This window comes from Thiomicrospira sp. R3 (assembly GCF_029581415.1).
Lineage (GTDB): Bacteria > Pseudomonadota > Gammaproteobacteria > Thiomicrospirales > Thiomicrospiraceae > Thiomicrospira.
Window position 1 is genome coordinate 2,012,723 of record NZ_CP121121.1, and the last position, 22,196, is coordinate 2,034,918.

The 22,196-nt window shown below is 45.1% G+C and carries 23 protein-coding genes; 3 read left to right on the top strand and 20 right to left on the bottom strand.

The window, feature by feature from the left end; all coding sequences use genetic code 11:
- The 13 genes from rpsR to gyrA all read right to left on the bottom strand — a co-directional run bounded on the left by rpsR (position 1) and on the right by gyrA (position 12,969).
- Complete coding sequence (gene rpsR, locus P8S55_RS10290) at positions 1-228, bottom strand: 30S ribosomal protein S18 (RefSeq protein ID WP_289224119.1); 228 nt, start codon at positions 226-228, stop codon at positions 1-3.
- An 11-nt stretch (positions 229-239) separates the two neighbouring features.
- Positions 240-599 carry a 30S ribosomal protein S6 gene (gene rpsF / locus P8S55_RS10295; RefSeq protein WP_289224120.1) on the bottom strand — a complete coding sequence of 120 codons (360 nt, stop codon included), beginning with the start codon at positions 597-599 and terminating at the stop codon, positions 240-242.
- A 147-nt stretch (positions 600-746) separates the two neighbouring features.
- Positions 747-1,442: an orotidine-5'-phosphate decarboxylase gene (pyrF, locus tag P8S55_RS10300; protein ID WP_289224121.1), complete on the bottom strand. Its 696-nt coding sequence runs from the start codon at positions 1,440-1,442 to the stop codon at positions 747-749.
- 44 nt (positions 1,443-1,486) lie between these two features.
- Entirely contained in the window at positions 1,487-1,843 is a 357-nt protein-coding gene (locus P8S55_RS10305) for a LapA family protein (protein WP_289225334.1), read from the bottom strand.
- A gap of 14 nt (positions 1,844-1,857) precedes the next feature.
- Positions 1,858-2,163 carry an integration host factor subunit beta gene (locus P8S55_RS10310; RefSeq protein ID WP_289224122.1) on the bottom strand — a complete coding sequence of 102 codons (306 nt, stop codon included), beginning with the start codon at positions 2,161-2,163 and terminating at the stop codon, positions 1,858-1,860.
- Between the two features lie 109 nt (positions 2,164-2,272).
- Positions 2,273-3,931 carry a 30S ribosomal protein S1 gene (gene rpsA / locus P8S55_RS10315; protein WP_289224123.1) on the bottom strand — a complete coding sequence of 553 codons (1,659 nt, stop codon included), beginning with the start codon at positions 3,929-3,931 and terminating at the stop codon, positions 2,273-2,275.
- A 98-nt stretch (positions 3,932-4,029) separates the two neighbouring features.
- A complete protein-coding gene (gene cmk, locus P8S55_RS10320; protein WP_289224124.1) occupies positions 4,030-4,701 on the bottom strand; it encodes a (d)CMP kinase in 672 nt (223 codons plus the stop codon).
- The gene (gene aroA / locus P8S55_RS10325; RefSeq protein WP_289224125.1) at positions 4,702-6,036 is read right to left on the bottom strand and encodes a 3-phosphoshikimate 1-carboxyvinyltransferase; all 1,335 of its coding nucleotides are present in this window, start codon (positions 6,034-6,036) and stop codon (positions 4,702-4,704) included.
- Between the two features lie 68 nt (positions 6,037-6,104).
- Complete coding sequence (locus P8S55_RS10330) at positions 6,105-6,974, bottom strand: prephenate dehydrogenase (RefSeq protein ID WP_289224126.1); 870 nt, start codon at positions 6,972-6,974, stop codon at positions 6,105-6,107.
- 3 nt (positions 6,975-6,977) lie between these two features.
- Positions 6,978-8,075, bottom strand: a complete 1,098-nt coding sequence (gene hisC / locus P8S55_RS10335; RefSeq protein ID WP_289224127.1) for a histidinol-phosphate transaminase — start codon at positions 8,073-8,075, stop codon at positions 6,978-6,980.
- A gap of 37 nt (positions 8,076-8,112) precedes the next feature.
- Positions 8,113-9,225, bottom strand: coding sequence for a prephenate dehydratase (gene pheA, locus P8S55_RS10340; RefSeq protein ID WP_289224128.1), 1,113 nt, complete (start codon positions 9,223-9,225; stop codon positions 8,113-8,115).
- Between the two features lie 14 nt (positions 9,226-9,239).
- Positions 9,240-10,310 (bottom strand): 3-phosphoserine/phosphohydroxythreonine transaminase, encoded by a 1,071-nt coding sequence (gene serC, locus P8S55_RS10345; RefSeq protein ID WP_289224129.1) that lies wholly within the window; start codon positions 10,308-10,310, stop codon positions 9,240-9,242.
- A gap of 4 nt (positions 10,311-10,314) precedes the next feature.
- The gene (gyrA, locus tag P8S55_RS10350) at positions 10,315-12,969 is read right to left on the bottom strand and encodes a DNA gyrase subunit A (RefSeq protein ID WP_289224130.1); all 2,655 of its coding nucleotides are present in this window, start codon (positions 12,967-12,969) and stop codon (positions 10,315-10,317) included.
- A gap of 155 nt (positions 12,970-13,124) precedes the next feature.
- Here gyrA and ubiG point away from each other — a divergent pair, with 155 nt between their 5' ends.
- The 3 genes from ubiG to P8S55_RS10365 are packed head-to-tail and all read left to right on the top strand — an operon-like array spanning position 13,125 to position 15,207.
- Positions 13,125-13,850, top strand: coding sequence for a bifunctional 2-polyprenyl-6-hydroxyphenol methylase/3-demethylubiquinol 3-O-methyltransferase UbiG (ubiG, locus tag P8S55_RS10355; protein ID WP_289224131.1), 726 nt, complete (start codon positions 13,125-13,127; stop codon positions 13,848-13,850).
- Entirely contained in the window at positions 13,847-14,509 is a 663-nt protein-coding gene (locus P8S55_RS10360) for an HAD family hydrolase (protein ID WP_289224132.1), read from the top strand. The genes ubiG and P8S55_RS10360 overlap by 4 nt, the downstream gene beginning before the upstream one ends.
- On the top strand, positions 14,509-15,207 hold the full coding sequence (locus P8S55_RS10365) for an SDR family NAD(P)-dependent oxidoreductase (protein WP_289224133.1): 699 nt from the start codon (positions 14,509-14,511) through the stop codon (positions 15,205-15,207). The genes P8S55_RS10360 and P8S55_RS10365 overlap by 1 nt, the downstream gene beginning before the upstream one ends.
- On the opposite strand, the gene P8S55_RS10370 is transcribed toward P8S55_RS10365, so the two are convergent.
- From P8S55_RS10370 to P8S55_RS10400, 7 genes are all read right to left on the bottom strand, one after another.
- Positions 15,204-16,355, bottom strand: coding sequence for a GNAT family N-acetyltransferase (locus tag P8S55_RS10370; RefSeq protein WP_289224134.1), 1,152 nt, complete (start codon positions 16,353-16,355; stop codon positions 15,204-15,206). The two genes, P8S55_RS10365 and P8S55_RS10370, sit on opposite strands and share 4 nt — an antisense overlap.
- Positions 16,356-16,456: 101 nt before the next feature.
- Positions 16,457-16,759: a homoserine dehydrogenase gene (locus tag P8S55_RS10375; protein ID WP_289224135.1), complete on the bottom strand. Its 303-nt coding sequence runs from the start codon at positions 16,757-16,759 to the stop codon at positions 16,457-16,459.
- A gap of 164 nt (positions 16,760-16,923) precedes the next feature.
- Positions 16,924-17,211, bottom strand: coding sequence for a type II toxin-antitoxin system RelE/ParE family toxin (locus tag P8S55_RS10380; RefSeq protein WP_289224136.1), 288 nt, complete (start codon positions 17,209-17,211; stop codon positions 16,924-16,926).
- 8 nt (positions 17,212-17,219) lie between these two features.
- Positions 17,220-17,441, bottom strand: a complete 222-nt coding sequence (locus tag P8S55_RS10385) for a TA system antitoxin ParD family protein (RefSeq protein ID WP_289224137.1) — start codon at positions 17,439-17,441, stop codon at positions 17,220-17,222.
- A gap of 104 nt (positions 17,442-17,545) precedes the next feature.
- Positions 17,546-17,719, bottom strand: a complete 174-nt coding sequence (locus P8S55_RS10390) for a DUF3820 family protein (protein ID WP_289224138.1) — start codon at positions 17,717-17,719, stop codon at positions 17,546-17,548.
- A 327-nt stretch (positions 17,720-18,046) separates the two neighbouring features.
- The gene (locus P8S55_RS10395) at positions 18,047-21,145 is read right to left on the bottom strand and encodes a type I restriction endonuclease subunit R (protein WP_289224139.1); all 3,099 of its coding nucleotides are present in this window, start codon (positions 21,143-21,145) and stop codon (positions 18,047-18,049) included.
- A complete protein-coding gene (locus P8S55_RS10400) occupies positions 21,142-22,185 on the bottom strand; it encodes a virulence RhuM family protein (RefSeq protein WP_289224140.1) in 1,044 nt (347 codons plus the stop codon). The genes P8S55_RS10395 and P8S55_RS10400 overlap by 4 nt, the downstream gene beginning before the upstream one ends.
- Positions 22,186-22,196: the final 11 nt, after the last annotated feature.

A 22,196-nucleotide genomic window follows, 5' to 3' on the forward strand; every position in this document is an offset into this window, starting at 1 on the left:
TTAATTATGTTGATCAGTATAAGGCAATAAAGCGAGCACACGGGCACGCTTTATTGCAGTAGCCAACTGACGCTGATACTTAGCACTTGTACCTGTAATACGACTTGGCACAATTTTACCTGTTTCGGTAATATAGGCACGTAGCGTGTCTAGGTCTTTGTAATCAATTTCTTTAACGTTTTCTGCTGAAAAACGGCAGTATTTTTTGCGACCAAAATTCTTCGCCATGTTACTTCTCCTTAATTGTGCGCGTTAGCGTTAGCTGAATCAGATTTTTCATCTTTTCTACCTGCCATGACAGATGGCTCAACAACCGCTTCTTTACGCGCAATCACCATATTACGTAACACAGCATCGTTGTAATAGAACGCATTCTCAAGTTCACTTAACGTATCTTGGTTACATTCAATATTCATTAAAATATAGTGAGCTTTATGTACTTTATCAATCGTATAAGCCAATTGACGACGACCCCAATCTTCTAAACGATGAATAGTTCCGTTAGTTTGTTCGATCATTGAACGGTAACGTTCAACCATCGCTGGCACCTGCTCGCTTTGATCAGGATGCACTAAAAAAATTACTTCATAATGACGCATGGTCTCTCCTTATGGATCTATAGCTGAACCTTCCGCAAGATCGTTTTTTTTAAATAAACGGATACGATAAGGCAAGGAAATCATGTTAATTTAATCAACATGAAAGTTCGCGATTATAATGAATATCTATGCTAATTGCAAGAAGCATTATAAGCCGATACTTTTATTTATAACAACTAAGCTTGCTAAAGGATCTTTTGCTTGGGTGATTGGCCGCCCAATAACCAAGTAATCAGAGCCTGCTTTTATAGCTTCAGCGGGAGTCATGACTCTACTCTGATCATTTAATGCTGATCCAGCTGGCCGAATACCCGGTGTTACCAAACAAAAACCTGTGCCCAATGTCATTCGAAGCCTTGAGGCTTCTAACGCAGAGCAGACTACACCATCAGCACCTGAGTTCTTTGCAAGCCTAGCTAAACGTAGCACGTTCTCTTCAATCGTTCCAAGCATACCAATAGCCGACAGTTGATCAGAGTCAAAACTTGTTAGTATCGTTACGGCTGTTAAAAGTGGTTGATGCTTTGAACTAAGAATGGCCTCTTTGGCCGCAGCCATCATTTTTGCCCCCCCCATAGCATGAACATTTACCATCCAAACGCCCATGCTGGCCGCAGCCTTGCAAGCCATTGCTACTGTATTGGGTATATCATGGTACTTAAGATCTAAAAACACATCAAAACCCTTAGAAATACAGGTTTCAACAAATTGGGGACCAACAATGGCAAAAAGCTCTTTGCCTATTTTTAATTTACATTGATTAGGATCTAGCTGATTGATTAGATTGAGCGCATCTTTCTGACTAGCATAATCCAAGGCAACAATGACGCGTGTTGATTGCATCTTGCTTATCTCCTTAAGGATGGATGAATTAGCTTGAAACTAATTTATGATTGTTTTTCAGAGGGTAATATATCGTGAGATTGCGTCGATGGCTTTATAGTTAAGTCACGAGCTTCTTTGTGGAGCGATTTTTTTAATTCAATAACTTCATTCGCATGTACTTTAACCTGCTTCATTAATTTTCGATTTTGCCACTTTAACTGAATTACCTGAGTAAAAATGAAAAAACCAGCTAACAATAAGCCTGAAATAAATGAAACTGTTAAAAGAATTGATAAAGGAAGGTGCCGCTGATAAAAATAATAATCAAACGGCACTAATACTGAATTAAGTGAACCAAGTAAGACACCCAACACTATAAATGCTATGAGCATAGCAAATGAAAGCAACTTACCTACCATCACTTAATCCTTCTTTAACACAGAATATCTGTTTTTGTTTTAGAGGCATCGACCTGCTCACGTAAGGCTTTACCTGGCTTGAAATGAGGCACACGCTTTTCTGCAAGAGAAACTGCCTCGCCCGTTTTTGGGTTTCTACCCAACCTTGCCTTTCGATGATGTAAACAAAAACTACCAAAACCTCGTATTTCAATTCTATCATTGTGAGCAAGCGATTCAATCATGGATTCAAGAATTTGATTTACTGCGATTTCAACATCTTTCTGCGGTAAGTGAGTTTGTTTTCTCGCTATAAGTTCTATTAATTCCGACTTGGTCATTGTTTTTCTCTTTAAGTTCTCACAAATTATGAAGAACAGCCCCGAAAAATCGAGGCTGAACGACCAACTATTAAACAGTTAACAACACTGATTAATTAAATTGTCAGACTTAAAGTTGACCCTTCAACAAGTCACCAAGCGTGTTAGTAGCTTGATCTTGGCTTGAAGTATATCCCTTGATAGCATCCGCTTCTTCTTGTTTATCTTTCGCTTTAACAGACAAAGATACACTGCGGCTCTTACGGTCAATATTGGTTATCTTCGCTTCAACCTTATCGCCTACTTTTAGTACACTTGATGCATCACGTGTATCTTCATTTAATTCAGACGCACGTAGATAACCTTCAACTTCTTCAGCTAGATCAATAACTGCACCCTTGTCATCAACCGATTTAACAACACCTTCAACAATTGCATTCTTACCATTGGTAGCAACGAATTGTGAGAAAGGATCTTGTTCAAGTTGTTTTAGACCTAAAGAGATGCGCTCTCTTTCTGAATCAATTGAAAGAATAACAGTTTCTAACTCATCACCCTTTTTGAAGTCACGGATCGCTTCTTCGCCATTTTGATTCCAAGAAATGTCAGTCAAATGAACCAAACCATCAATACCACCATCTAGGCCAATAAAGATACCAAAATCAGTGATTGACTTAATGTTACCTGCAATTTTGTCACCTTTTTTATGGGTCGCTGCAAAGCTTTCCCAAGGATTAACAGTACACTGCTTAATGCTTAAAGAGATACGACGACGCTCTTGATCTACATCTAGAATTTTAACGCGAACCTCTTGACCTAAATGAACTACTTTAGATGGGTGAATGTTGCGATTGGTCCAATCCAACTCAGAAGTATGTACTAAACCTTCGATACCGTCTTCAATTTCAACAAATGCGCCGTAATCAGTAATGTTAGCCACTTTACCACCGGTTTCTGAACCGATTGGGTAACGAGCAACCATATCAGACCAAGGATCGGCTTCCATTTGCTTTAAGCCTAGTGAAACGCGGTTACGCTCTTTGTCGAACTTCAATACGCGAACTTCTATTTCGTCACCAACCTGTACAATTTCAGATGGGTGGTTAACACGACGCCATGCCATATCCGTGATATGCAATAGACCGTCTACGCCGCCCAAGTCAATGAACGCTCCATAGTCAGTAAGGTTTTTAACGATACCTTTAAGCACAGAACCTTCGTCCATATTTGCAAGCAATGCTTCACGTTCAACGCTATTTTCCTGTTCGATAACAGCACGACGAGACACTACAACGTTGTTACGCTTACGGTCGATCTTAACTAGCTTTAACTCAACTTCCTTGCCTTCCAAGAAACCAAAGTCACGAATAGGACGCGTGTCAACCAAAGAACCAGGTAAGAAGCCGCGAACGCCTTCTACATCAACAGTTAGACCACCCTTAACCTTGCCTGTGACCAAACCGATAACAGTTTCGTTGTCTTCAACGGCGGTTTCAAGACGATCCCAAGTTTTAGCACGTTTAGCTTTTTCACGTGATAGGCGAGTTTCGCCATAACCATCTTCTAATGCTTCTAAACATACTTCAACTTCATCGCCTACAGCAACTTCTAAATTGCCTTGCGCATCTTCAAACTGCTTTCTTGGAATAGCAGATTCAGATTTCATACCTGCATCTACCATAACAGTTTCTTTATCAATACCTACAACCGTACCAATAATTAAAGCACCGGTTTGAAAACGGTCTAACTGAAGAGATTCTTCGAACAACTGTGCAAAAGTTTCATTCATGAATGGATTACCAAATTATAAATTACAAAACCGAATGGATTACCAATTTTGGGGCAAGTAAAACAACTCGGGTCAGTTAAAAAAAGCCAATTCCCCACTCATTGGCTAGCTTGTCTTATCCCACATTGCTGTAGAATTTCTTTTGCTTTATCAAAGACTTGAGTAGCATTTAGTTCACTCGTATCAATAACAAAAGCATCTTGTGCAGGTATTAAAGGTGACACAGAACGCGATGCATCGCGTCGATCACGTTCAATAATGTCTTGAATAATTTGTGCAATATTAGCAGTAACGTCTTGATTTTTCAACTGGTTAACGCGTCTTTCTGCACGAATCTGCGCTGAAGCCGTTAAAAACAATTTTATTTTTGCTTCAGGAAAAATTACTGTACCCATATCTCGACCATCTGCGACCAGGCCTGGTTGTTGTGTAAAATCTTTTTGACGTTGCAACAAGGCGGCTCTTACCTCAGGTATAGCTGCAATTTCAGATGCCATTCCCGCCACCTTTTCATTACGAATAGCAAGACTGATATCTTCGGCTTTATATAGCACCTTACCATCCACAAACTCAACGGGTAATTGTTCGGCCAAACTAATCAAGTCTGTTTGGTCAACCGGCAAAATGGCCTGAGCAATTGCACCATAAGCCAAGGCTCGATAAATCGCCCCACTATCAAGAAAATGAAAACCTGTATAATTGCAAAGCAACTGACACAATGTGCCTTTACCGACTCCACTTGGCCCGTCAACGGTAATAACACTTACCATTCAGACCTCCACCGACGCAACCTGAAGACCAACAGAGTTAGCAAGTTCAATAAAACGCGGAAAAGATGTATTTACATTCGCGCAGTCTTCAATTGCAATAGGTGCAACCGCCTTTAAACCCGCGACAGTCATTGCCATTGAGATACGGTGATCATGATGACTTATAATTTGAGCGGCCTGAGGCTTCTGTGTGCCGCCTTGAACAATCATCCCATCCTCTGTGGGTTGAGCATCAATGCCTAAGGCTTGTAAAGCATCCGCCATAACCTGTATGCGATCTGATTCTTTTACACGCAGCTCTTCAGCGCCTGTCAAAACCGTTGTCCCCTCTGCTGCTGAGGCCGCAACAAACAATACCGGAAACTCATCAATAGCTAAGGGAACCAAGGCTTCTGGGATAGTGATACCCTTTAATTGTGCCGCACGTACATGAATATCAGCAACTGGCTCCCCCCCGACTTCACGTTGGTTTTCAAGGGTAATGTCTGCACCCATTAACTTTAAAATATCAATAACTCCCGTACGCGTTGGGTTAATGCCGACATGCTCAATAACCAAATCTGAACCCGGGGCAATAGACGCGGCGACCATATAAAACGCAGCTGAAGAAATATCTGAAGGCACATCAATATGCGTAGCCTGCAACTTGCCCCCGCCTTCTAGCGTTATTTCGCTGGCTAAATCATCCAACTTTCTACTCGTTACTTGATAGCCAAAGCCTCGCAGCATTCGTTCAGTATGATCACGGGTCGGTGCAGGCTCGATAACGCGGGTCGTGCCTTGCGCATATAAACCGGCCAATAATACACAAGACTTAACTTGAGCACTGGCCATTGGCAAGGTATAGTCAATGGCTTTTAACTGACCAGCCCCTTGAATTTTTAATGGGGGAAGCCCTCTGTCTTGGCTCTCAATTTTTGCACCCATTAGGGCTAGAGGGTCAATAACACGGTTCATAGGGCGCTTGCTTAATGATGCATCGCCCGTTAGCTCAGAACTAAAGTTTTGGCCGGCGACAATACCGCTTAACAAACGCATAGACGTTCCCGAGTTCCCCATATTTAGAGGATAACTCGGCTGCTTAAGTCCCTTTAAGCCTACACCCTTAATGGTCACTTTCCCCTCAACCGGCCCTTCAACTTCAACGCCCATAGCTTGAAATGCTCTAAGAGTAGCTAAACTGTCCTCGCCTTCTAAAAAACCGGTTACCGTTGTTGTCCCCTCAGCAAGTGAACCAAGCATAATACTTCTGTGTGAAATCGACTTGTCGCCAGGAACGCGAATTTTGCCTTTAAGTGAACCACCCGGTTGAACTATAAATCGAATATTTTTCATAATAGTAACTTACTTTTTTTAAAAATTAATTTAGAAGCGGAACTTATAACCAGAAATACCCTGAACACTCAGAACTTGTTTAAAATATGCTTACCTCGAGCCGCTTTCGCCTCAAAAAACAGATTATAGAGTTCCTCACCTTGAGCCTTCTCAATCAGATGACTTAACTTACTTAATTCTACCTGATAGGCCGCCAGCCATTTAACAATAGCGCTAGAGTTTTGTAACGCAATATCCCGCCACATTGTTGCGTCACTCGACGCAATGCGAGTAAAGTCTCGAAACCCACCCGCGGTATATTGAAATACATTACCTAACTCTGGATGCTCATTGAGCATATCAACCAGTGCAAAAGCTAGCATATGGGGTAAATGACTGGTCGCAGCAAAAACATCATCATGATACTGCGCTGTCATACGAGTAACCTGAGCACCTACTGCAGTCCATAGTGACTCAACCATTGAGATAGCGTGCGCTTCTGTATAGTCTTGTGGAGTCAAAATCACCCGATGATTTAAATACAAATCAGCCTCTACCGCTTCAACACCACTTTTTTCGCGCCCTGCAATTGGGTGGCCGGGAACAAAAAAACTGGGTTGATAACCTAATTGAAACTCTACCTGTTTGACGACACTGAATTTGGCACTACCCACATCGGTTACAATTGCACCAGGTTTAAGACCTTGTGCTATTTGAGCATAAATAGGCGCAATTGAAGCTAAAGGTACCGCTAGAACAATTAAATCCGCATCCTTAACGGCCGCTAACAAATCCGCTTCATAATAATCAATCACACCAAGCTGAATAGCTTTTTCTAGGTTTTCTAGGTTACGTCCATAACCCACAACCTCACCAACCAAACCAAGTTGCTTTAGCTTAAGGGCAAAAGACCCCCCTATCAAACCAACGCCAATAACGGCTAAACGCTGAACATACATTGACTATAAAACCTTAGACAGTGCATCAATAAAATGTTGATTTTCTTGGTAAGTGCCAATCGAGACCCTTAAAAACTCAACCAAACCATAGTTTGCGACTGGCCGCACAATAACACCCTGATGCAACAATCGCTGATTTATTTCAGCCGCATTTTCACCGAACTTAACACAGATAAAATTACCCTGTGATGGAATAAAGTCAAGCGCCCTATCAGACAGGCTGTTGATAATTTGATGTTTGCCTTGGCGGTTTAATTCCACAGATTGCTGAACAAACTGCTGATCATGTAGAGCAGCTACCGCCGCCACCTGCGCAAAGTGATTAACATTAAAAGGGGCGCGTAATCGACTAATATAAGCAATAAGTTCCTCGCTGGCCAACATATAACCAACACGCAAAGACGCCAACCCATATGCCTTGGAAAAGGTGCGTGACAATATTAAATTAGGGTATTGAGCCAAATAATCCAAGCCAGATGGGTAGTCAACATCATCAACATACTCTATATACGCTTCGTCTAGAACAACGATTACGTGCTGAGGAACTGACTGGATAAATGCTTCCCAAGCTTCACGACCAAAGCAACTGCCTGTAGGATTATTTGGATTGGCGACATATATTATCTTAGTACGGGGCGTTACGGCTTTAGCCATAGCCTCTAGGTCATGACCATAGTCTTTTGCTGCAACCTCCACACCCACTGCACCCACAATTTGCGCAGTAATGGGGTACACAGCAAAACCATATTGTGAGTAAATAATTTCATCACCAGGACCTGCAAATACGCGCCCTACTAATTCCAACAACTCATTAGAGCCATTACCGATTGCCACCTGACTAAGCGCAACCTTATTAAACTCAGCGAGAGCAGATCGAAGGTAAAAGCCATTACCGTCTGGATAACGAGCCACATCTTTCAGTGCAATCTCTATTGCCGCTAAGGCTTTTTCACTTGCACCCAGCGGGTTTTCGTTCGATGCTAACTTGGTAACATGGCTTAAGCCCAGCTCTCGTTGCAGCTCGCTGACTGGCTTACCCGGGATATAGGGTTTGATTGACTGAATTTGAGGTTGAATCTGCTGTTGGAATAAACCGCTCATATAGGTTCTCGTCATTAAAATATAAATGAAATTAAAACTAATCCATCGGTGAAATAGGATAAGAGCCAAGTAATTTAAAAAAATAAGCTTGTTGTTCTACTTCTTTCAAGGCTTCGGCCACTTTGTCATCAAGTTGGTGACCTATAATATCAATGAAAAAAACGTAATCCCACTTTTTATTTGATGAGGGGCGCGAAACAATGCGCGTCATACTAATACCACGTTTTGCAAAGCTTTCAAGAATGGTATGTAACGCACCTGCCTTATTGGCCAAGGATAAAACCAAAGCTGTTTTATCCTCTCCACTAACAAGTGGCTTCTCTTTTCCGATAACCCAAAACTTAGTCGTATTATCTTGCTTGTCTTCAATACGTGCTTTTACTATACGAAGTTGATAGAGCACCGCGGCCTGTTCAGATGCGATGGCTGCCAGGCTCGCATTCTGTTGAGCCAACTTAGCAGCCAGCGCATTAGAGTCAACCGCTTCCATCTCAACACCCGGAAGGTTGTTTTGTAGCCAAGTGCGACATTGACCTAAAGCTTGAGTGTGTGCAACCACTTTTTTGACCTGCTTTAAGTCCGTCGATTTAGACAACAAGCAATGATGAATAGCCAAGTCTAATTCGCCCGTTACCTGCGCACTCATACGAATTAAATTATCCTGGGTCGCATTAACCACACCCTCCGTCGAGTTTTCAACTGGGACGATGCCATAATTCACTTCGCCTTCTTCAACAGCCTTAAATACCTCGTCAATGGTAGAAACCGGATAAAGCTGAGCAAAGGAGCCAAACTGTTTTAGGGTTGCGGCATGGGTAAAACTGCCTTCAGGCCCAAGATAAGCCACTTTTAATGGCTGCTCTAGCGCTAAACAAGCAGACATAATCTCACGAAATAACCTAGCCATATCATCATCAGACAATAAGCTGTTATTGCGCTCCCTAACGGCACGCAATACCTGAGCTTCACGCTCCGGACGGTAAAAAACCGCTTCAACTCGCCCACCTTGGGTTTTGATATCAGCCACTTTTTGAGCACATAATGCACGCTGGGTAATAAGCAGTTGGATTTGCTCGTCCAAAGCATCAATTTGCTGACGAATCTCGTTCAACTGCTGGGTTTCTTGTTCCGTTGGCGTCAAACCGTCCATCCTTTTATAACTGATTAACCGTGTGCTTGTGCAAAGTCGTGCATAAAGTCAATTAACGCATCAACGCCTTCGACTGGCATGGCATTGTAAATACTCGCGCGCATACCACCAACAAGCTTGTGACCTTTTAAATTATACAGACCCGCTTCCTTAGCTTGGGCTAAAAACAAGGCATCTAAACTTGAATCTTTAAGCGTAAAAGGCACATTCATCCAAGAACGCTGTGACGGCTCAACAGGATTAGCATAAAAATCAATGGTATCAATGGCTTGATAAAGCTTATTAGCCTTGCTTTCGTTGTAGTGTGCCATGGCGTTTAAACCACCTTGTTCTTTGATCCAATCAAAAACCAGGCCTGCCAAGTACCAGCCAAAGGTGGGTGGGGTATTGAACATCGAATTATTCTCAGCACATAACTGCCAATTTAACAGATTCGGCGTAATATCACGTTGATGTCCGATCAAGTCTTCACGAACAATGGCAATCGCAAGCCCCGCTGGGCCGATATTCTTTTGCGCACCGGCATAAATCATACCGAATTTTGATACATCGACTGGACGCGACAAAATGGTAGAGGACATATCAGCGATCAGGGGCACATCACCGACATCGGGAACAGACAAAAACTCCAAACCACCGATGGTTTCATTCGGCGTGTAATGCACGTATTTGGCGTTTTTAGATAGCTGCCATTCAGATGCTTCAGGAATACGCTGATGGTTTTGACAGACCACATTCACATCACAGTATTTTTGCGCTTCTTTAATCGCTTTCGCCGACCAAACACCAGTATCAAAGTAATCGGCTGATTCACCAGGCCTGGTTAGATTGAGTGGAATCGCACTAAATTGTAATGATGCACCACCATGTAAAAACAAAACGCTATAGTTATCTGGAATAGCCATAATGTCGCGCAGCGTTTGCTCTGCATGTTTCGCCATCGCCATGTATTCCACAGAGCGATGACTGACCTCCATTACAGACATACCCGAGTTATTCCAATTTAATAACTCCTGCTCAGCACGACGGAGAACCGTTTCTGGCAACATTGCTGGTCCCGCACTGAAGTTAAACGCTCTTGCCATCGCACTACTCCGCATTTTTATTATCTAAAATCTCCGCACCCGCCTCATTAGCGTCAGAGCCTTCAACGGTTTTCTCACCCACCGCATCTGAATTTTCATTCATGATTTCTTCATCCAATGCATCCTCTTCTTCAGACACATTGACCACGGCCAAACCGACGACGACCTCATCCTTACCAACATTAATCAACTTCACGCCTTGGGTATTACGCCCTACTACAGAAATATCTTTAACTCTAATACGTACCAGCGTCGCTTTATTAGTAATTAAAACTGCCTCTTGGTCGGGGGTTACGGTAACCGCAGAAATCACTTGGCCATTACGTTCAGACGTTTTAATCGAGATCACCCCTTGACCACCACGATTAATCGTTGAGTAATCACCTACAGGTGTGCATTTTCCAAAACCATGTTCGGTAGCTGTTAGAATCAAGGTATCAGGCATCGCGATCTGCATGCTAATAACCTGTTGACCTTCCGCTAACCTCATCCCGCGTACACCGCGAGCTGTACGCCCCATTACACGGGCATTTGATTCTTTAAAGCGAATCGCTTTGCCGCCATTAGCAAACAACATCACTTCCTGCTCGCCATTAGTCAGTGCAGTACCCACCAGTTCGTCGCCATCTAATAAATCTAATGCGATAATACCATTAGCACGTGGCCGTGAAAAATCAGACAAGGCCACACGTTTGACTACCGCATGCTTGGTCGCCATAAATACAAAGTGTTTATCATCAAATTCGCTAACGGGCAAAATAGCCGAAATGCTCTCACCGTCTTCAAGCGGAAACACGTTAACAATAGGCTTACCTTTAGCACCGCGACTTGCGAGCGGCAACTGCCAGGTTTTTTTCCAATAAAGCTTGCCACGGTTTGAGAAACAAAGCAGCATATCATGAGTGCTGGCAACGAGAATCTGACCGACTTGATCCTCTTCTTTCATCGCGCTGGCTGACTTACCGCGTCCACCGCGTTTTTGAGCACGATAATCACTCAAGGGTTGTGTTTTGATATAGCCATCTTGCGACAAGGTGATAATACGTTCTTCAACCGCAATTAAATCTTCCTGATCTAAATCAACATAAGCGTGATCAATTTCAGTGCGACGCGCATCACCATACTGATCGCGTACTTCAACCAGCTCTTCGCGTACCACTTCGGTTAAACGATCTGGGTTGCGCAAAATTTCAAGGAATTCAAAAATCTTGGCAATTAAGCCTTTGTATTCTTCAAGAATTTTATCTTGTTCTAGCCCGGTTAAACGGTGCAAACGCATTTCCAGAATCGCTTGAGCTTGGGTCGGTGATAAACGGTAAATGTCCGCCTCGACCATACCAAAGCCTGGGCCTAAATCCTCAGGGCGGGTATCGTTGGCTTCGACACGCTCAAGCAATTGAATCACATTACCCGCTGGCCAATCACGTTCAAGCATTTTTTCTTTCGCGATTTGCGGTGATGGCGAGGATTTGATCAGCGCAATCATTTCATCGATATTGCTTAGCGCTACCGCTAAGCCTTCAAGTAAATGAGCTTTTTCACGGGCTTTACGCAAATCAAAAATAGTGCGACGCGTAACCACTTCACGGCGGTGGCGCACAAAAGCGGTAATGATTTCTTTGAGGTTTAATAGCTTAGGCTGACCATTAATCAGCGCCACCATATTTACACCAAATACCGTTTGCATCGAGGTAAGTTTGTAGAGGTTATTGACCATTATCTCGGGCATTTCACCACGACGTAACTCAATCACAATACGCATACCATCTTTATCCGACTCATCACGCAGCGCGGTAATGCCTTCGATTTTCTTTTCTTTAATCAGCTCAGCAATACGCTCAATTAGCTTGGCCTTGTTAACCTGATAAGGAATTTCACTGACCACAATCGTTTGTTTGCCGGATTTATCGGTCTCAATAAAATAACGCGCACGAATCTGTACCCGCCCACGCCCTGTTTCATAAGCTTCACGAATGCCGCGTGTGCCGTTAATAATCCCGTGGGTTGGGAAATCAGGGCCAGGCACATGCTCCATAAGACCGGTTACATCAATATCAGGATCTTCAATCAGTGCCAAGCAAGCATTAACGGTTTCGACTAGGTTGTGTGGTGGAATATTGGTCGCCATACCCACCGCGATACCGGCTGAACCATTAACTAAAAGGTTAGGAATGCGGCTAGGCATAACATTCGGTTCGTGTTCAGAGCCGTCGTAGTTAGCCGTGAAGTCAACGGTTTCTTTTTCAAGGTCGGCAAGTAATTCATGGGCTATTTTTGCCATCCGCACTTCGGTATAACGCATCGCGGCCGGGTTATCGCCATCAATCGAACCGAAGTTACCCTGTCCGTCGACCAGCATATAACGCAAAGAAAAGGGCTGAGCCATACGAACAATCGTGTCATATACAGCGGTATCGCCATGCGGATGGTATTTACCAATAACATCACCCACAACACGCGCGGACTTTTTGTAGGGCTTGTTCCAATCATTATGCAGTTCATTCATCGCATAGAGCACACGGCGGTGAACGGGTTTTAAGCCATCACGCACATCGGGTAGTGCACGTCCTATAATTACGCTCATCGCATAACTCAAATAGGACTGCTTCATTTCTTCTTCTAGCGATATAGGGTGTATTTCACGTGCAAAATCTGACATGGACGATCCAATCTCATTTTATAATCTATGAATTGCGCATTATAACCTAAATACCCCCGGTGTTTGGCTCCCAAGTTAAAAATTTAGCGACTACAAATAGACGTTTATCCAGTAGAATAGTAAGCCATTACCATTAATTAACGCATTCTACCTATATGAACATAGCCAACAACGTTGATCAACAAGAACTTGCCAACTTTAACCAGTACGCCCATCAATGGTGGAATACTGAGGGTGAATTTGGTGCACTGCATAAAATTAACCCGCTGCGTCTTAGTTTTATTCAGCGCCATATTGACCTCACAAACATGTCTGCTTTAGATATTGGCTGCGGCGGCGGTATTTTAAGCGAATCGATGGCTGAAAGCGGTGCTTCGGTCACGGGGATAGACCTAGCCGAAGAGGTGCTCAAGGTCGCCAAACTTCATGCGCTCGATACCGGCGTTAAGGTGAACTATTTAATCTCTAGTGCGGAGTCGCATGCCCAAAACCACCCAGGTTTTTATGATTGTGTCACCTGCATGGAAATGCTTGAACATGTACCTGATCCTCAGGCCATTATCCAGGCCGCCGCCGATGCCACTAAACCAGGTGGATTTGTGTTTTTCTCAACGCTTAACCGCAGCAATAAATCCTTGTTACTCGCGATCTTTACCGCTGAGTATTTGCTAAATGTGGTGCCTAAAGGCACCCACCAGCATGACAAATTCATTAAACCTAGTGAGCTGGGTCAAATGGCACGACAAGCAGGCCTGGTGCTGATTGATAGCGCGGGCATTGACTATAATCCTGTATTTAAGCGTTGCGCCTTGAGCAATGATGTGTCGATTAACTACCTAATGGCGTTTCAAAAACCACACAATGAAGCGAATCCATTATGAATCTAGCCTGTGTTCTTTTTGACCTTGATGGCACCCTACTCGACACCTCCTACGACTTTAGTTATGCCCTGAATCTGCTTTGCGACGAATGTGCGGTTCCCAACCCAAGCTATAACCAAGTTCGCAATACCGTATCTCAAGGCGGTGCAGCCGTAACGCGCTTGGCATTTCCTGATAACGACGACGCGGATTTTGAAGACAAACGTCGGCGATTTCTTAGTATCTATAAACAAAATATCGCCCTGCACACCCAATTGTTCCCAGGCTTACAAGCAGGCCTGGTTTATCTGGCGGAAAAAAAGATTCCTTGGGGAATTGTAACCAACAAACCCACCGATCTAACGGAGCATTTACTCGCCCACTTTACCTTTCCCACCCCACCTAAAACCGTTATTTGCGGCGACACCCTAGCGGTACGCAAACCAGACCCTAAACCCATGTGGCTGGCAGCCGAACAATGCGGCATAAAACCAGAGGATTGCCTATATCTTGGCGATCATCCCAGAGATATCGAGGCAGGATTAAATGCAGGCATGAAAACCGGAGCCGCGTTATTTGGTTACCTTGCACCCGAAAAAATGGCTGACCTTGATCATGCCGACTTTATATTTCGCACACCCTATGACATAACCAAATTTATAAAAGAGCAACTAAGTTAATGGAAACATCCACTAAAAAAGTCTTTTTAATCACCGGAGCAGCCAACGGCTTAGGCCGTGCGCTTGCAGAACAACTCAACCAAGAACAGCACCAACTTATCCTAATCGATAAGGACATCAAAGCACTTAAAAAGTTTTATGATGAATTAGACGCATCAGGTTGGAAAAACATCTTCTTATTCCCGATGGATTTGGCGGGTTCAGCCCAAGCGGAATTCGAACAGCTTGCCAAAGGTTTAGCGGGATTTCCTCAGCTTGATGGTTTGTTCTTAAATGCAGGAATACTACCGGCCTTAACGCCCATCGAACATTTTGATGCCTTGCAATGGTACGAAGTAATGCAAACCAATCTAAATGCCAATTTTCATCTGATCCAAACCTGCTTACCTAAACTCAAACACAGCAAGCAGGCCTGGTTAGTTAGCATTTCAGATCAGGCTGTGCAAAACAACCCATCCTATTACGGCGCTTATGCGGTCTCCAAAGCGGGGCTAGAGCAATTAACCCGCCTAGTTTGTGTAGAAAACCCCAGCATCCAAGGCACCATTGCTCGGCTACCCGCGCTAGCCAGCCACTTCCGTAGCAAAGTTTATCCGGGCGAACCTCCTTGCCAAAATGAAAGCCTAGAAAGTGCTGCACAACGCATCCTAAAAAGCCTCCAATCAACGGCTCACTACCCAGATATCGAAAAGATTTAGTCGTTTAACTTAAAAGGACGCTGCAGCCATGATTGCTTGAAACAGTCATCAATCATGGCTTTTTCTTCTGCAACAAACCCCGCAATGCCACTCGGAAAAGGATTCTGTGCTAACCAATGTGCCGATTGCGTGATCACCGGTTCAAAACCGCGTGCGATTTTATGCTCGCCGCCCGCGCCGGGTTCAAAACGCTGCAAACCTTTTTCGATTGCAAACTCAATGCCTTGGCAATAACAAGCCTCAAAATGAAGGCTGTTCACATCGTCCATGCAACCCCAATGGCGGCCAAATAACACCGAATCGCTCACAAACATTAACGAACCGGCAATCGTTTTCCCATCGCGTTCCGCCATCACCAATAACACCTGATCCGGCAAAGCCTGAGCCACTGCCTGAAAAAACCCTTGGTTTAAGGTCGCTATACTGTGTTTTTCGGCAAAGGTTTTTTCATACAAATACGCAAAATCTTGCCAATCTTGTTCGCTAGCGGTGTGGCCATTTAACCGGCGTAAGCCTACACCTGCTTGTTCAACTTTGCGGCGTTCTTGTTTGATATTCTTACGTTTTTTGGGTTTAAGCTGGGCAAGAAAGTCATCAAAGGTTTGATAACCGCGATTAAACCAATGAAAGTGGCAATCGTGTCGAATCAACCAATCCGGTTGCGATGACAACCAGGCCTGGTCGTTTGGCGCGGCATAATGCTCGGCAAATAAAATATGCCAACCGCTCACGCCCTGCTCTGTGGCTATCTTTTGCAGATGTTTAACTAAAAATGCACGGATTTGATCGGCTTGCTGATCGGGCGCGATTAAAAACCGTTGCCCTGTCACCGGTGCATAAGGAATCGAACTCACCCATTTAGGAAAATAACCCAAACCCACCGACTGCCAAGCCTGCGACCAGGCCTGGTCGAATACAAACTCACCATAGGAATTGGTTTTGGCATAAAGCGGCATCGCCGCAATCAAACGGCCTTGATCATACAAAGCAACATGCTGCGCATACCAACCAAATTTATCACTCACGCATTGATGCTCTTCTAGCGCCAGCAAAAACTCATGACGCAAAAACGGATTATTATCAATAACCAGCCCATTCCAGGCCTGGCGATCAATATCCGCAATCTGACGAACTAAATGTAATTCCATAATCACCAGGCCTGGTTATTCAATAGCGCAAAAGCTTAGCCTTCGGGGCATGAGGATGTCAAGTGAAAGCGCCATGCGGCGCTTTTGTTACTCAACCGCTACTAGTAGCCAATGTTCTGATGATGTGATTGAGGAATTGCTTGTGCGTCGGGTATCAGATACCACATTAAATAATCCACTACCATCGGCACCAAAACCGTGTGCTTATTATCTGTTTCTTGTAACAAACGTCCTACATCTAACTTTAATTCTTTGCGGTTAGAGGTATCCATAATAATATCAACCTTATCACCATATTCACAAATAGCTTCTTCATAGCTTGGAAAGTTTGGAATACCCCTTTCAGCAGCGTCCGCCAACAATGGATTCGCTAAATTCGGTTCACTAACAGCAATAATCTTCACATGACTTTCATTTAAATCTGTAAAACGACTATAAAATTTACTACCAATTCTTATCTTTTTATTGAGTATTTGGGTTTTGTTTATGCAGATGCATCTTTTAGTTGTGCTTAAGGAGAGCATCGCCTTTATTGCCTGGCAACACGTTGCCAAAATCGATTATTCGCTTATATCATTTTTATATCATTTTTCAAATCGCGATAAAAATTCTCATGACTACCAAGTGATAACATCAACAAACAAGGAATTTCATCAATCCAACGATAGGCTAAGAGTGTTAACTGGTTTTGCATTTTAAATTTATAAACACGCACTTCGGCCAAATCGCCCTTTTTAAGCTCACCCAAATCAGGTGTTTGGATTAACTCTCTAATGGCGGTATCGAGTGCCTGTTTTTGACTGGGGTGCAACCTTTTCACCGCTTTTTGAAAACGGCGTGTTTGTTTAACCTGCATAAAAACCCCTAGCCAAATTGGTATGGGGTTACATGCTCACTGTCTTTAGTTTCTTCCAGTGACAAAAGGGTTTCTTGAATGAAGCTAAACGGCAAATCTGGGTTTTCTTCGGCTAGTTTGCCAATCTGACTCCAATACTCAATTTGCTTGGGCACCGAGCGATGTGTCACTGCGGCATACAATTTTGCTTGTTGCGCCAACGAATCCGATAATTTAATGGCGACCGACATTTTAACCTCCAAATAAAAACAAAATGAACACCTGTATTATTGCGCAGGAGAAAACATTATGCAACCTTTTAACACCTTTTAACACCTTTTATTCCCCGTCACGATCACCGCTTTACGATGCAATTCAGGGCTAATAACCGCCCTAAATGACCTACTGGAAAGCCCTCACGCGCATGCCAATTAAGGTAATGTCCTGGCAAATCAGCAACAATTCGCCCTTGGTATTTGCCGTAAGGCATCGTGACGGTAACGAGTTGTTTTAAGTTATCTGGATTCATAAGTTAAAGCGTAACCCTTAAACGTGTTCTTTTAGAGGGGTGCCATTTTTCCAACGTTTTTTGAAATCGGCTAATTTGCCAATCCTGACTCCAATACTCAATTTGCTTGGGCACCGAGCGATGGGTCACTGCGGCATACAATTTTGCTTGCTAGGCCAACGAATCGGATAATTTAAGGGCAACCAACAAAATAAGCTGAAAAAACAAACCTCACATCGAAGTCTGGCTTTGGTCAGCTTCAGTCAGCTTCAGTCAGCTTTTCTATTAGATGCATTTCAACATCTCTATTTAGCTAGCCTATGTCACTTTACCACTTCAAAGGCATACCTAAACCCGCCCGCCCACACCCTTGAATTTTTCAACAAAGGCGGCGATTTTCTGCAACACACCTTGCTTTTTGGTCAGGTATTGCGGGCTCAGCGGACTCATCTTGGGCAAAATGGCGTTGAGTTCGGTGCCGCTGTCGCTGGCGAACTCCCGCTTCAGCGAGGTGGTGATATAGCGCCTGGCTGCCTCGGCATTCAGGTTCTCGGCGCTGATCAGCGCTTGCGCTTCGCGCTGCTGCTCCGTTTGGGCAAAGCTGAAAAAGGCATCAATCACACTGGCTTTGTCGCTTATCTGGTCGAGATCGGTCTGGTTAATGAAGTCCACCAGCAAGCTCTCTTTGGCGCGGTTGCTCAGGCTGGCGCGAATCACGCGGCGCACCTCATCCACCAGTTCCGACTTGCTCTTGATCTTCTTGTTGTGCTCGAAAATCAACTCCAGGATGTAATCCAGATTGATTTCCTGTGATTTGAGCAGATCCACCTCAAACACCACGTCATCCCAGTCGAGGGTGGATTTGTCCTTCTCGGCGGAAGATTTTTCCCGGCGCAGCCAGTCGCGTACATCGTTGTAGGTTGAGCGGTAATCCTGAATCTTGCGCTCGGCAGGGAGCGTGATAGTTTGCAGTGCGCTCAGGTCGTCATCGGTTAGATAATGCTGTGCCTTGAACGCTTCCACCGCTGCCGGGTCGCTCAGCTCGACGCTTTGCAGCGCCTTCAAGCTGGCGAACTCATCATAGTTTTGCAGCACGTTCTCGACGCGCAAATACTCGCCAAACAGCTTGGCGAAGGCTTTTTTGTCGGCTTCCTTCTCAATGGCGCCCGGGTCGGGGAAGCGCGTTTCCAGCTCCTCTACCACCTCGATAAAGCCACGTCGCGCTTCACCGCTAACCCCATCGTTGAAGCCTTCCATGTATTCCTGGTAGCTCTTCTCCAGCACCACGTTCTTGGTGTTTTTATCACCGAACAGGGTGATAGCATCAATGGTCGCCTGCTCCAGGTCGCGGAAGGTGACGATATTGCCGAAGGTTTTGGTGGCATCAAAAATGCGGTTGGTGCGTGAGTAGGCCTGCATCAAGCCGTGGTAGCGCAGGTTCTTGTCCACAAACAGCGTGTTCAGCGTGGGCGCATCGAAGCCGGTCAGGAACATGCCCACCACAACAACTAAGTCGATTTCCTTAGTCTTAACCTGCTTGGCCAGATCGCGGTAATAGTTCTGAAAGCCATGGCTATCGACACTGAAGTTGGTTTTGAACAGCGCGTTGTAGTCGGCGATGGCCGCGCTCAAAAATTCTTTGGCGCTACTGTTCATGGCCGATACATCGAAACTTTCGTCCTGAATGTCGCCAATCGCCTCTTGTTCTTCATTGGCGGCGAACGAGAAGATGGTGGCTACCCTCAGCGGCTTGTCGCTGCCTTTCTGCAGTTGCCTGAAAGACTCGTAGTACAGCTTGGCAGCATCCACACTGCTCACCGCAAACATGGCATTGAAGCCTTTGTTGCCCGCTTGCAGGCGATGGGTTTTATGTCGGAAATTGTTCAGGATGTATTGAGTGATTTCACAAATACGCTCGGGGTGCAGCAAAGCTTGTTTGTTTTCCGCCGCGCTCAGTTTTTTCTCGTCCTGCTCGGTCTCAAACGCCTTGAACTGCGGGCGCACATCGTTGTAATCCACCTTGAATTTGAGCACCTTTTCATCACGAATGGCGTCGGTGATCACATACGAATGCAGTTCGCGCCCAAACACGCTGGCGGTGGTGTCGCTGCCCAGCGCGTTCTCGGGGAAGATTGGCGTGCCGGTAAAACCAAACTGATAAAACTTCTTGAACTTCTTTTTCAAGTTCTTCTGCGCCTCGCCAAACTGGCTGCGGTGGCATTCATCAAAAATAAACACCACCTGCTTGTTGTAGATAGATAAGTCGCCTTCGCTCTTCATCAGGTTGTTGAGCTTCTGGATGGTGGTGACGACGATCTTGTTGTCGTCCTTGTCCAGATTGCGCTTCAGGCCTGCTGTGCTGTCAGAGCCATTCACGCTGTCCGGTGAAAAGCGCTGGTATTCCTTCATGGTCTGGTAGTCCAGATCCTTGCGATCCACCACAAAGAACACCTTGTCGATGAACTCAAGCTCCGTGACCAGCCGCGCCGCCTTGAAACTGGTCAAGGTTTTGCCCGAACCGGTGGTGTGCCAGATGAAGCCGCCGCCCTCAAGCTTGCTCCAGTTTTTGGCCTGATAGCTGCTCCTAATCTTCCACAAAATGCGCTCGGTGGCGGCAATCTGGTACGGGCGCATCACCAACAACGTGTTGCTGACATCAAACACCGAGTAGTGCAGCAGCACATTGAGCAGGGTGTGTTTCTGGAAGAAGGTCGCCGTGAAGTCCTTTAGGTCGCGGATCAGACTGTTGTCCGCCTTCGCCCAATTCATGGTGAAGTCGAAATTGTTTTTGTTGCGCTGTGTGGTGTTGGCAAAGTAGCGGCTGTCGGTGCCGTTGGAGATCACGAACAACTGCAAATACTTGAACAGGGAATGCCTGCTGTTAAAGCTCTCCTTGCTGTAGCGGTGCACCTGGTTGAAGGCTTCACGAATCGCCACGCCGCGTTTTTTCAACTCCACCTGCACCAGCGGCAGGCCATTGACCAGAATCGTCACGTCATAGCGGTTGGCGTGGCTGCCCGTTTGCTCAAACTGCTTGATCACCTGCAGCTTGTTGCGGGCGATGTTTTTCTTATCCAGCAGGTAAATGTTCTGGATGCGGCCATCATCAAACACAAAGTCGTGAATGTAGTCATCGTGAATCTTGCGGGTTTTCTCGACGATGCCATCGCTGGGCTTGTCCAGAAACGTCTCCACAAAACGCAGCCACTCGCCGTCAGAAAACTGCACGTTATTGAGGGTTTGCAGCTGTAGGCGCACATTGGCAAGCAAGGCTTCGGGTGTGTTCAGTGCGGGCAGGTATTCATAACCCTGATTCTGCAAATCGGCAATAAATTCCCGCTCCAGATCGTATTCGCTTTGGTAGCTTTCGCTAACTTTCCATTGCTGGGTGTATTTATCCAGAACGATGAAGTTTCTGGATTCGGCAATGGTCTTGTAGTCACTCATTCTTGCGCGTCCTTTTTCCGCAGCAGCTTCTTCACCTCGCGGTCGAAATCGGATTCGATCCGCTGCTGTTTGTTAAACTTTTCATATTCGGTAAACGCTTTTTGTTCTGCCTGTTGACGGGACACGGCGCCATAACCTTCCAGAATTCGGTACTCGTTAAACGCAAGAAACTTGTTCACGCTGTCAGCAAAGCGCTCCATCGTGAAGGTATTGCGCCGCTCGATAATGCCCTCGATGTAATCAAAAAAAGCCGAAACAGCGCGTTCCAGTTTTTTGATATCCGCCTCGCTAAAATAATTTTTTGCCACGGTAGCATCCGACTTCAACACGCGGCCATCCGGCGCATTTTTATATGTGCTCATGCCCATCAAGGGTTTGCTGGCATCGGCATTCAAGGCAATTATTTCTGCCGCCGTATGGCCGGTAATCGCAAAGTGAAATTTGTCCTGCACATGGGCGTAAAACAGGCGAGTGGTTTCAGACTTGGGGTCGTAATCCATGCTGCATTCAGCAAAAATATCGGTGATCTGCTGGTAGATGCGTCGCTCGCTGGCGCGGATGGAGCGCACCCGCTCCAGCAATTCTCGGAAGTAGTCTTTGCCAAAGTAGCGGCCATTTTTCAGCCGTTCATCATCCATGGCAAAGCCCTTGATGATGTATTCCTTGATTAAGGCTGTTGCCCAGATACGGAATTGCGTCGCCTGCGCCGAATTGACCCGGTAACCGACCGAAATTACCGCATCCAGGTTGTAATATTTGACCTGCTGAGTCTGGGTAAGGCCAGCCACTGCACCGTGCTCAGTGGTTGTTTCCAAAATGGAAACAACCACTTCTTCCACCAACTCACCACTGTCAAAGATATTTTTCAGATGTTTTGAAATGGCAGGAACGCCCACACCAAACAGTTCCGCCATGCGTTTCTGGGTCAGCCAGATGCTCTCATTGCTGAGCAGCACCTCCACTTTTATCGCGCCATTGGGCGCGGTGTAGAGCAGGAATTCCGTGGTTTCATCTCTCAGCGTCAGATTGTGCTTAGGCATAGCTTCTCCCT

What these genes read in the sequence shown, in the direction of transcription:
- rpsR (WP_289224119.1), bottom strand. Translation starts at nt 228, where the DNA reads ATGGCGAAGAATTTTGGTCGCAAAAAATACTGCCGTTTTTCAGCAGAA.
- rpsF (WP_289224120.1), bottom strand. Translation starts at nt 599, where the DNA reads ATGCGTCATTATGAAGTAATTTTTTTAGTGCATCCTGATCAAAGCGAG.
- pyrF (WP_289224121.1), bottom strand. Translation starts at nt 1,442, where the DNA reads ATGCAATCAACACGCGTCATTGTTGCCTTGGATTATGCTAGTCAGAAA.
- P8S55_RS10305 (WP_289225334.1), bottom strand. Translation starts at nt 1,843, where the DNA reads ATGGTAGGTAAGTTGCTTTCATTTGCTATGCTCATAGCATTTATAGTG.
- P8S55_RS10310 (WP_289224122.1), bottom strand. Translation starts at nt 2,163, where the DNA reads ATGACCAAGTCGGAATTAATAGAACTTATAGCGAGAAAACAAACTCAC.
- rpsA (WP_289224123.1), bottom strand. Translation starts at nt 3,931, where the DNA reads ATGAATGAAACTTTTGCACAGTTGTTCGAAGAATCTCTTCAGTTAGAC.
- cmk (WP_289224124.1), bottom strand. Translation starts at nt 4,701, where the DNA reads ATGGTAAGTGTTATTACCGTTGACGGGCCAAGTGGAGTCGGTAAAGGC.
- aroA (WP_289224125.1), bottom strand. Translation starts at nt 6,036, where the DNA reads ATGAAAAATATTCGATTTATAGTTCAACCGGGTGGTTCACTTAAAGGC.
- P8S55_RS10330 (WP_289224126.1), bottom strand. Translation starts at nt 6,974, where the DNA reads ATGTATGTTCAGCGTTTAGCCGTTATTGGCGTTGGTTTGATAGGGGGG.
- hisC (WP_289224127.1), bottom strand. Translation starts at nt 8,075, where the DNA reads ATGAGCGGTTTATTCCAACAGCAGATTCAACCTCAAATTCAGTCAATC.
- pheA (WP_289224128.1), bottom strand. Translation starts at nt 9,225, where the DNA reads ATGGACGGTTTGACGCCAACGGAACAAGAAACCCAGCAGTTGAACGAG.
- serC (WP_289224129.1), bottom strand. Translation starts at nt 10,310, where the DNA reads ATGGCAAGAGCGTTTAACTTCAGTGCGGGACCAGCAATGTTGCCAGAA.
- gyrA (WP_289224130.1), bottom strand. Translation starts at nt 12,969, where the DNA reads ATGTCAGATTTTGCACGTGAAATACACCCTATATCGCTAGAAGAAGAA.
- ubiG (WP_289224131.1), top strand. Translation starts at nt 13,125, where the DNA reads ATGAACATAGCCAACAACGTTGATCAACAAGAACTTGCCAACTTTAAC.
- P8S55_RS10360 (WP_289224132.1), top strand. Translation starts at nt 13,847, where the DNA reads ATGAATCTAGCCTGTGTTCTTTTTGACCTTGATGGCACCCTACTCGAC.
- P8S55_RS10365 (WP_289224133.1), top strand. Translation starts at nt 14,509, where the DNA reads ATGGAAACATCCACTAAAAAAGTCTTTTTAATCACCGGAGCAGCCAAC.
- P8S55_RS10370 (WP_289224134.1), bottom strand. Translation starts at nt 16,355, where the DNA reads ATGGAATTACATTTAGTTCGTCAGATTGCGGATATTGATCGCCAGGCC.
- P8S55_RS10380 (WP_289224136.1), bottom strand. Translation starts at nt 17,211, where the DNA reads ATGCAGGTTAAACAAACACGCCGTTTTCAAAAAGCGGTGAAAAGGTTG.
- P8S55_RS10385 (WP_289224137.1), bottom strand. Translation starts at nt 17,441, where the DNA reads ATGTCGGTCGCCATTAAATTATCGGATTCGTTGGCGCAACAAGCAAAA.
- P8S55_RS10390 (WP_289224138.1), bottom strand. Translation starts at nt 17,719, where the DNA reads ATGAATCCAGATAACTTAAAACAACTCGTTACCGTCACGATGCCTTAC.
- P8S55_RS10395 (WP_289224139.1), bottom strand. Translation starts at nt 21,145, where the DNA reads ATGAGTGACTACAAGACCATTGCCGAATCCAGAAACTTCATCGTTCTG.
- P8S55_RS10400 (WP_289224140.1), bottom strand. Translation starts at nt 22,185, where the DNA reads ATGCCTAAGCACAATCTGACGCTGAGAGATGAAACCACGGAATTCCTG.